Below are 1,137 nucleotides of genomic sequence, written 5' to 3' on the forward strand. Positions count from 1 at the left end.
TCACATAAAAGCAATCGTTTTTGTGAAAATTATATATTTTTCACTTATGAGATACTTTTAATATTTTACATAGCTTATCTCTTTAAAGATACAAAGATGATATGTTTTATTTTGTCCTATTAATATCTTAGCAATCGTACTTTTACCACTGCCACTGACTCCGACAATAGAAACAAATGTTTGAGGCTTAATATTCATAGAAATATTTTTTAATACCTCTGTTTTCTTATTATAAGAGAAAGACATATGACTTATATCAAGAAGATTGTCTATTACATATTATGATTAAAAATACTTATATTACGGATCCTCTAATCAGCAACATTTCATTACAATCTACAAAACAAGATAAAGATAGCCATGGCTATGGTATAAAAACTATTAAAAATATTGTTGATAAATATCATGGAACAATGCACTATGAGTATTCTATTTATTATTTTACTTGTATATTTATTTATTCAATCAAATTTAAAGAGGAATATATATATCTTCCTCTTTAAACATTGATTAAATATAGAATTTATACTACTTTATATCATCTTTTAAATAGTCATTATAAGAAGAAACTAAAAAGCGAGAAGAAAGTGCAAATAGAACACATAATCCGCCAATAACCAATCCCATACCATAAATCCATAATTCACCAATTAAATCCGGATGATATCTAAAAAACACTCCTAAAATTAAAACGATAATTCCAAAAAACATATAGGCTATTTTTAAATAAGGTGGATTCTTAATCTTTGTAGTCAAACAATAATCAATAAAAGATTTTTTCATAACTTTCCCTCCCTTTTATGCATAATGCTTAATCACACCATAAAAGTAATCCGCATCAGAATATTCTTTTGCTGCTTTCTGAAATAAATCAACAATATCTTTACCAAGATTAAAAGCTTGAGTAACTGCAATAGCAATACCTGCCGGTCCCAACGCAGCATTCATAAGAGCTAAAATAAAGGAAACAACCCCCGTAACTAAAAGTGAATTATCAACTTTACTGCGTATTCTATCCATATAATTATTGCAATATCTAATCGATTTAGAATACCACTCACATCTTTTCATTTGCCAATTACTTAAATCATTATAGTTGATGGTATATCTGGCTTTACATCCTATTCTCATATAAGT

The 1,137-nt window shown here is 27.2% G+C and carries 4 protein-coding genes; 1 reads left to right on the forward strand and 3 read right to left on the reverse strand.

Translation table 11 applies throughout. The annotated features are described in order from the left end of the window. Window positions 1-57: 57 nt before the first annotated feature. Complete coding sequence (locus HMPREF9943_RS07350; protein WP_004803556.1) at window positions 58-246, reverse strand: ATP-binding cassette domain-containing protein; 189 nt, start codon at window positions 244-246, stop codon at window positions 58-60. Between the two features lie 35 nt (window positions 247-281). Here HMPREF9943_RS07350 and HMPREF9943_RS07355 point away from each other — a divergent pair, with 35 nt between their 5' ends. Continuing rightward, the gene (locus HMPREF9943_RS07355; protein ID WP_004803558.1) at window positions 282-503 is read left to right on the forward strand and encodes a GHKL domain-containing protein; all 222 of its coding nucleotides are present in this window, start codon (window positions 282-284) and stop codon (window positions 501-503) included. Between the two features lie 25 nt (window positions 504-528). Here the strand turns inward: HMPREF9943_RS07355 and HMPREF9943_RS07360 are convergent, their stop codons facing one another. Beyond that, window positions 529-783, reverse strand: a complete 255-nt coding sequence (locus tag HMPREF9943_RS07360) for a hypothetical protein (RefSeq protein WP_004803561.1) — start codon at window positions 781-783, stop codon at window positions 529-531. 15 nt (window positions 784-798) lie between these two features. Beyond that, window positions 799-1,137 (reverse strand): hypothetical protein (locus HMPREF9943_RS07365; RefSeq protein WP_004803563.1); only part of this gene is annotated, 339 nt, incomplete at its 5' end.

It is taken from the genome of Eggerthia catenaformis OT 569 = DSM 20559 (assembly GCF_000340375.1).
GTDB lineage: Bacteria > Bacillota_I > Bacilli_A > Erysipelotrichales > Coprobacillaceae > Eggerthia > Eggerthia catenaformis.